Origin of the sequence: Burkholderia sp. Ac-20392, assembly GCF_017104585.1 — a bacterium.
GTDB classification, from domain to species: domain Bacteria; phylum Pseudomonadota; class Gammaproteobacteria; order Burkholderiales; family Burkholderiaceae; genus Burkholderia; species Burkholderia lata.
Genome location: NZ_JAAGPB010001032.1, coordinates 1 through 1,161, shown reverse-complemented (window position 1 = coordinate 1,161; position 1,161 = coordinate 1). Strand labels below are relative to the sequence as shown.

Sequence of the window (1,161 nt, the reverse complement as noted above, 5' to 3'; positions counted from 1 at the left end):
TTAGCGCGAAAGAGGCGTGATTCTAAGCACCCGCCCCCAACTGCGCAAGCCCCTTTGTGAAAAAAGTTTGAAAAAGCCCCCGTGCGCTGACGCGCACGGGGGCTTGGGGCTCGACGGGCCGGGCAACGATCGCGACCGTCAGGTCGCCGGCAACGCTTCCCTCTATATATAGAGGCGCGTCACTTACCACCCACTGCAGCCTGCAGTTCCTCGACCGGTACTGCTTCGGCCATCGCCGTGTAGCCGGCGTCGCTCGGGTGAATGCCGTCGCCGCTATCGTAGCGACGCTGCAGCACGCTCGGGTGCGCCGGATCGCGCAATACTGCATCGAAGTCGACCACACCGTCGAATCCACTACCGCTCCGGATCCACCGGTTCACCTCGAGCCGGATCGCCTCGCGCCCCGCCGGCAGCCCGGCCGGCGTCAGCGTCGCGCCGAAGACCTTCACGCCCTGACGATGCGCTGCTTCGATCAGCCGACGGTAGCCGTCGATCAGCGATGCGGCCGTGACCTGCGTATGCGGATGGTCGCAATCGAGCCCCGCGCGCGGCGGCATCGCCGCGAAGTTGATGTCGTTGATGCCGATCAGCACGATCGCCACTTTCACACCCGCGCGCGACAGCGCATCCCGCTCGAACCGCGACGCCAGCGACGTGCCGTAGCACGCCGAATCGCTGAGCAGCCGATTCCCGCTGATACCGAGATTCGCGACGCCGATCGACTCCGCGCCGGAGGCCGTCAGCCGACGCGCCAGTGCGTCCGGCCAGCGGTGGTTCCGGTTCACGCTCGAGCGCAGCCCGTCGGTAATCGAATCGCCGATCGCCGCGACGCTGGCGCGTGCCGAACCGGCCTCGACCGCGAGCTCGCTCACCCATGCATATTGGGTAAAGCGGGTGCGGAACGCGGCGGCGCCCGGATCACTCGCATGATCGCCCGGCGCAGACACGTAATTGAACTGGTTCGACACGCGGTGCCAGACCGTCATCCGCTGGCTCGCCCCCATCTGGAGGCTGATCGCATACGGCCGCCCCGCCGCGACGTCGATCGCCACCGGATCGCTTTCGAGTTCCTGGCCCGGCGCAAGCGTCACCGATGCCTTGCCGCCGAACCGGACCGGCACCGCCGCACCGGCAAGCGCCTCGTCATCGCCGCGGATGACA

At 67.4% G+C, this 1,161-nt stretch carries 1 protein-coding gene; it reads right to left on the bottom strand.

Going from position 1 to position 1,161, the window contains the following annotated elements; translation table 11 throughout:
- Positions 1-179: 179 nt before the first annotated feature.
- Positions 180-1,161 (bottom strand): SGNH/GDSL hydrolase family protein (locus G3N99_RS40605; RefSeq protein ID WP_206125240.1); only part of this gene is annotated, 982 nt, incomplete at its 5' end.